Annotated in this window: 6 protein-coding genes; 4 read left to right on the top strand and 2 right to left on the bottom strand. The window is 74.4% G+C overall.

Features of this window, described 5'->3' with window-relative positions; genetic code table 11:
* From ABT015_RS35990 to ABT015_RS35975, 4 genes are all read left to right on the top strand, one after another.
* Positions 1-393 (top strand): DUF8189 domain-containing protein (locus tag ABT015_RS35990; protein ID WP_502897490.1); only part of this gene is annotated, 393 nt, incomplete at its 5' end.
* Positions 394-422: 29 nt separating this feature from the next.
* Positions 423-2486, top strand: a complete 2064-nt coding sequence (locus ABT015_RS35985) for a DUF8189 domain-containing protein (RefSeq protein ID WP_350886974.1) — start codon at positions 423-425, stop codon at positions 2484-2486.
* 181 nt (positions 2487-2667) lie between these two features.
* On the top strand, positions 2668-3495 hold the full coding sequence (locus ABT015_RS35980; RefSeq protein ID WP_350886972.1) for a serine/threonine protein kinase: 828 nt from the start codon (positions 2668-2670) through the stop codon (positions 3493-3495).
* Between the two features lie 12 nt (positions 3496-3507).
* Positions 3508-4920, top strand: coding sequence for a serine/threonine-protein kinase (locus tag ABT015_RS35975; protein ID WP_350886969.1), 1413 nt, complete (start codon positions 3508-3510; stop codon positions 4918-4920).
* Between the two features lie 291 nt (positions 4921-5211).
* On the opposite strand, the gene ABT015_RS35970 is transcribed toward ABT015_RS35975, so the two are convergent.
* Positions 5212-5490: a hypothetical protein gene (locus tag ABT015_RS35970; protein WP_350886967.1), complete on the bottom strand. Its 279-nt coding sequence runs from the start codon at positions 5488-5490 to the stop codon at positions 5212-5214.
* 60 nt (positions 5491-5550) lie between these two features.
* Positions 5551-6648, bottom strand: a complete 1098-nt coding sequence (locus ABT015_RS35965; RefSeq protein ID WP_350886964.1) for a Gfo/Idh/MocA family protein — start codon at positions 6646-6648, stop codon at positions 5551-5553.
* Positions 6649-6693: the final 45 nt, after the last annotated feature.

Raw genomic sequence — 6693 nt, 5'->3', positions numbered from 1 at the left:
GGATCCGCCGGCGTCTACCACAAGTACCAGACCAACCCCACCAGTTGGTCCGGCTGGGAGGCCACCGGCGGTCCCGTCGACGCCCGGCTCACCAGTGGGCGTTCGCCGGACGGCCGGGTGGAGGTGTTCGCCATCAACGGGAGTACGGCGCAGCACATCTGGCAGACCGGCCTGAACGCCCCGTACGGCCAGTGGGACACCTTCGGCACCGGCGGCACCGAGATCGGCTCGGCGAACAACGCCGACGGCCGGATCGAGGTCTTCGGCTCCAACACCGACGGCGTCCACCACAAGTGGCAGACCGGCTTCTCCACCTGGTCCGACTGGGCCTGGCTGAACACCTCCCACGGACCCACCGTCGTGAACACCTCCCACGGACCCGCCGTCGGCTGACCACGCCGGTAACCCCCTGGAGCACAGCGATGCACCCGATCAGCAGGCGCGGCCTGCTGCGGGCGGCCGGAGCGGGAGCACTCGTGCTCCCGCTCGCGGGCCGTACCGCCCCAGCGGCATCCGCCGACGCCACCGGGCCCCACCCGTGGGTCGGCGCCGGCCCGTTCACCCACGTCTACGACCCCTCCACCACCCGCCGCCGCTACCTCAACGACCACACCCTGGTCCGGGCCGGCGACCGCTGGCACCTGTTCAGCATCGTCGGCGACAGCGCACCGCCCGGACAGGCGCCCGACAGCGCCGCCGAGGTCTCGCTCGCCCACGCCTCCGCGTCCTCCCCCGCCGGGCCGTGGAGCAGTCAGCCGGACGCGCTGACCGTCGACCCCTCGTACTTCGGCGAGGAGCACCTGTGGGCCCCGCACGTCGTCGAGTCGGGCGGCGTCCACTGGATGTTCTACGCGGCGGGCGGGCGCACCGGGGCGGCGATCAACGCCGCGACCTCGACCTCCGCCGACCTGTCCACCTGGACCAGGCTGCCGTCCGGGCCGTTGTTCCGCGGGACCGCCGCCCGCGATCCGATGGTCCTGCGGATCGGCGCCGAGTGGGTGATGTACTACACCGAGCTCTCCGCCCCCGGCGGGCACCACCAGGTCTGCTACCGGCGCTCCACCGACCTGCTGACCTGGGGCGACGGCGGCGTGGCCTTCGCCGACGCGGCCACCGCCGCGGACGGCGTCTCGGTCACCGAGTCGCCCTTCGTGGTGGCCCGGGACGGCTGGTACCACCTGTTCCTCGGACCGCGCAACGGCTACGAGGGCACCGACGTCCTCGCCTCGCGCGACCCGTTCCGCTTCTCCCTCGACGACCGCGCCGGCCATGTGCCCGGCCACGCCGTGGAGGTCGTCACCGACGGGCAGCAGTGGTGGGCGAGCGCCGCCGGCTGGTTCCGCCGCGGCCTGTACCTCGCCCCGCTGGACTGGCGGTCCACCCCGCCGCCCTGGCAGAGCCCGGACAACCCGGTCGCCGCCCCGGACGTCCGGGGCCGGCTGAACGTGCTCGCCCTCGACGCGGCCGACCGCTCGATGCTGCGCCGGGTCCAGACCGACCCGGACACCGACACCTGGTCGGACTGGGAGGTGTTCGGAACGCCCGCCGGCGCGGTACCCGCACTGGGCCGCAACACCGACGGCCGACTGGAGGTGTTCTCGCTCGCCCCCGACGGCGCCAACCTGCACCACCGCATCCAGCGGACGGACGGCAGCTGGACGGACTGGGAGGTCTTCGGCGGCCCGGCCGGCGCCGCCCCCGCCGTCGCCCGCAACGCCGACGGCCGCCTGGAGGTCTTCGCACCCGCCCCCGACGGCGCGCTGCTCGCCCGCCGCCGCCAGACCTCGCCCGGCTCGACCACCTGGGACGACTGGGACCCGGACTTCAGCGGCCCGGTGGGCGCGCCACCCGTCGTCGCCGCCAACGCCGACGGCCGGCTGGAGGTCTTCGTCCTCGCACCCGGCGGCACGGCGCTGCTGCACCGCTGGCAGACCTCGGCCGGCGGCGCCTGGTCCGCCTGGGAACACTTCGGAACACCCGCCGGCGCCGCCCCACGGGTGTCCCGCGACGGCACCGGACGGCTGAACGTCACCGCGATCGCCCCCTCCGGCACGGCCGCCTTCCACCGCCGCCAGTCGGTGCCCAACGGCGGCTGGGACGCCTGGCAGCCGCTGCTCGGCTGGTCCACCGCCGCACCGCTGACGATCGCCGGCGCGGACGGCCGACTGGAGGCCCTCACCCTCTCCCCCGGCGGCGAACGACTGGCCCACCGCTGGCAGTCCGCCCCCGCCGGCACCTGGGCACCGGCGGACGTGTCCGGCGAGGATTTCGGCGAGCCCGGCCTGCCGCTCGCCGGCACGCCCTCGGCCGCGGCCGACTCCACCGGACGGCTGCACGTCTTCGCGGTGACCGAGGACGGCCGGCTGCGCACCCGCGTCCAGGACCGCCCCTCCGGCGGCTGGCGACCGTGGGCCGCCTTCGGTGACCGTCCGGTGGCGGCGCTGCGCCCGGTGGCAGCACTGCGTCCGGGGGCGCCGATGCCCTGACCGAACATCCGTGCACTCCGCTGCCACCTTGTCAAGTAGCCTGCGGCTCCGGTTTATTGTCGTACGCGAAGAGGTACCGTTCGTCCGTCCGGCGAGAGCCGGCGCGCGAAACGGGGGAGCAGGACGCGGACGGAGGAACGGTGCGCGGGGACGGAGGAACGGTGCGCGGGACGGGGCAGCGGTGAGCGGGATCGTCGTCCACCTGCCGGAGGGCAACGGCGACGCCCCGGTGACCCTACGGCTCGGCCCGGGAGAGAGCGCGCGCTTCGGCCGCGGCTCCGCCCACACCCCGGTGGATCTGTGCCTCGGTGACGAGTCGGTCTCCCGGCTGGCCGGCGAGATCCACGCGACCGACGACCACTGGCAGTTGAGCAACCTCAGCAACACCCACGCCTACCTGGTGGAGAACCCGGAGGGCGCCGGCGAGTACCTGCGGGTGCCGCCACGGCGGATCGGCGCGCCGATCCCCTTCGAGTTCTCCCGCGTGGTGCTGCCCTCCCGCCGGGAGACCCCGCTGTCCTTCCAGGTGTTCGCACCCGACCACGTCTACCTGGACCCGGACACCCGCGGCGGCTCCCGGGAGAGCCGCACCATGACGGCGTACTCCCTGGACGAGACCGCCACCTACTTCCTGGTCCTGGTCGCACTCTGCGAACCGTGGCTGCGCGACCACTCCCCCGCCGCCGTGCCCACCACCCCCCAGGTGGTCGCACGGCTGCACGGCCACCCCGCCTGCACCCGGCTCACCGCCCGCGCGGTCAGCTCACACCTCGACTACCTCGCCGACGAGAAGCTCCGCATCGAGCTGCCCGACGGCGACCGCGCCGACCGCCGCGGCGGCAAGCGCGAGGCCGTCGTGGGGCTCGCCCTGAAGTTCGGCATCGTCCGCGAGGAGCACCTCGCGCTCCTGCCCGGCCCCGGACTCGGCGCCGGACTCGGCGCCGGACCGGGACTCAACCCTGGACCCGGAGCCGGCACCGGGCTCGGCCCCGGCCGGTCCGGACGGTAGGGAGGGCCGGCGATGCTGCAGGGTCCGCCCTTCCCCGAGGACAGCGAGGAACTCCTCCCGGCCGGCCACCGGGTCGGCGAGTGGACCGTCACCGGGCCGATCGGCGAGGGCGCCTGGGCGACGGTCTACGCCGCCCACCGAACCGACCCCGGGAACGACGACGCGGACGACACCGTCGCCCTCAAAGTACTGCCCACCGCCGGACTCGCCCCCCGCCAGGCCCGCCAGATCGCCGAAGCCGCCCGGCGCGAAGCCGAGTTGGCCCGCACCGCCCCACACCCCCGGCTGGTCCGGCTGCTCGACGCCCTCGTCCTGACCGCCCCCGACCAGCCCTCGCTCGACGGCGCGACCGTCCTGGTCATGGAACGCGCCCGGGGCACCCTGCGCGACCTGCTCACCACCGGCGTCGACGAGACCGAGGGCACCCGGATCGTCACCGGCATCTGCGAGGGCCTGGCCCACCTGCACCGCTCCGGCTGGGTCCACACCGACCTCAAGCCGGAGAACGTCCTCATCGGCACGGACGGCGAGGTCCGCCTCTCCGACTTCGGCCTCGCCGTCGAACTCACCGGCACCCACGGCCACGGCGCCCCGATGGGCACCCCCGACTACCTCCCACCCGAACGCTGGCAGGAACCCCTCGGCGAACACGGCGTCAAGGTCCGTACCAGCGCCGACATCTGGGCCCTCGGCATCGTGATCCACGAGGTCTTCGCCGCCGGCGGCCGGCCCTTCCCCGGCACCACCCCCACCGCCCGCTGCGCCGCCGCCCAGCAGTACGCGGAAGGCCGCGCCGCCCTTCGGCTGGCCGCCGCCGTCCCCCCGTTCTGGCGCGCCCTGGCCGCCGACTGCCTCGCCCCCACCCACGCCGCCCGCGCCCCGCACACCGCGGAGAGCCTGCTCGCCCGCATCCGCGCCCACCACGCCCACCACGCCGACCGCCCCGACAGCTCCGACCGCCCCGGTCAGCGCCCGCGCCGCACACTCCGTCCTCTCCGCCTCCGCCGCCGGTACCCGCGCCCCCGCCCGCGCACCGCCCTGCTGGCCCTGGCCTCCTGCGCCACGGTCGCCGCCACCGTCACCGCCCTGTGGCCGCACCCGGGGCCGTCCGGGCAGCCCGCCCACGTCCGGGTCTTCAACGCCGAACGCGGCTGCCAGGACCGCACCGACCGCGACCCCCAGTGCAGCCTCGGCCTCGCCGTCGACCCCCTGCGCCCCTACACCGCCGACAACGTCGTCCCCGTGCGGGTCTGGCACGACGACACCCTCGACGCCGACTGCCAACTCCCCACCGGCCTCCCCGTCATCAACGAGGAGGACCTCACCTCCACCCTCTGGTACCGCATCCGCCTGCCGGGCCCCACCACCGCCTGGCTCCCCGCCGTCCGCACCAGGGACCGCCCCGCCCTACTCCGCTGCCCGTGAGCACCGCTGCCTGTGAGCGGGGGACCGCGATCCGCGACGACACCCGGATCGCCGTTGAAGCCCCACCTTCGTTCTCCAGCCCCGGGGACTTCTTCACAGCCGTGGAGGCAGCGGTCGACGACTATCGCGTCGACCACTAGGCCGGCCAGCCCGTCCCGCTTGAGCTGTGGTCAGAAACGGCCGGGATGCTCCCTCGACTTGCGAAAATTGGCGCTGATTTCGGCATCGCGTGCTACTCCGGCGGCGGGTTCGACGGCCTGGTCGGCACGCACGGCGCCGCGCTACGAAGGACTACGTAGCGGCCATGGCGGCGCGAAGTGCCGCGTGGCCCTCATAGGAGAACTCGGCGTGGCCAGCAGCGGCGGCAAAGACGGCGATGGCTGCGGCGTCGCCGATCCCGCACCATCGCATGAGGCTCCACTCGTTCTCGGTCGGTTGCCGACCGTACCCGTTGTAGAAGGCGGTGGCGAGGTCGGACCGGGCGCGAAGGGTGCGCTGGTCGATCCGGAGGAAGTCCCGTTCGGCGGACTCGTAGCGGCTGGTCTCGAAGTCGATCACGGCGATCCGCACTCGGCCGCGCTCGTCGGTGTCGGCAAGGCGGCGCGCCGGTGCGCCGGTGCGCCGTGCCGGTCAGTCCTCCAGGGTCTGCCGCCGGCCGGTTTCGGCGGACGTCCTGATCGCGTCCAGCAGGCGGTGCGTGCGCAGGGCGGTGCCGAAGTCGGGTTCCGACGGGCCGCCGGTGCGGATCGCCTGCGCCAGATCGGCGTACACCCGGCGTACGTTGCGCACCGCGACAGGCTCGTCGGCGGTCCTCGGCCGGTGCGGCCCGGGCACCTCCACCGTGACCGCCTCGCCGCCGCCTGCGGCGTGGGTGAGCACGAACTCGGGGCCGACCAGCGAGTCGTCCAGGGAGCGCAGGACCAGGCGGCCGGCGCGCCCGTGCACCTCGATGCGGAAGCCGTCACCGTGCGGGCCGCCCGTCATGAGGTGCGCCGAAGCGGCGGCACCGGAGCGGAGCAGCCCGGCTACCGCGATCTGGTCCGGCGAGCTCACCTCGATCTGCCGGCCGCTCTCCTCCATTGTGATCCGGCGGATCCGGGTGGTCAGGGTCGCCGAGACCTCGGCGAAGCCGCCGACGACGAAGCGGTACATGTCCAGGGAGTGCCCGCCCACGACCGCCAGGTGGTTGACGCCCTTGGTGGCGTCGAACAGTGCGGCGTACCGCTCGGACCAGGTCTCCGGTGTGGAGAGGGAGTACGTCAGCGAGGTGGAAAGCACCTCCCCGACGATCCCGTCCGCGATCAGGTCGCGCAGGTGCCGCACCGCCGGATGGTGCCGGCTCTGCAGTCCCACCGCGTGCCGTACTCCTGCGGCCTGCGCCTGTGCCCGGAACTGGTCCGCCTGCTCGGCGGAGCCGGCCAGCGGCCACTCGCTGTAGACGTGCTTGCCCGCCGCGACGGCCGCGGACACCAGGCCGTCGCGGCGCGGGAGTTGGACGGCGATGGTGACCAGGTCGACTTCGGGGTGGGCCATCAGCGCCTCGGGGTCGGTGAGGGCGTGCCGGGCTCCCCACGCCCGGGCCGCGGCCCGGGCCGACGCTTCGCTCGTTGCGGCGATCGCGGTGATCTCGTAGTCGTCGAGTCCCGCGAGCGCCGGCAGGTGTACCCCGCGGGCCCAGCCCCGCTCGGCGTGGGCGCCGATGATTCCCACTCGGATCCGGTCCGTCATGATGTACACACCTCTCGTTCGTGTCCGTTCCGGCTGTCCGCCCGG

The sequence above is a fragment of the Kitasatospora sp. NPDC094016 genome (genome assembly GCF_040304045.1).
In the GTDB taxonomy this organism is placed as follows: domain Bacteria; phylum Actinomycetota; class Actinomycetes; order Streptomycetales; family Streptomycetaceae; genus Kitasatospora.
Note: the sequence above shows the minus strand (reverse complement) of the source record. Positions and strands in the feature narration are given on the sequence as shown.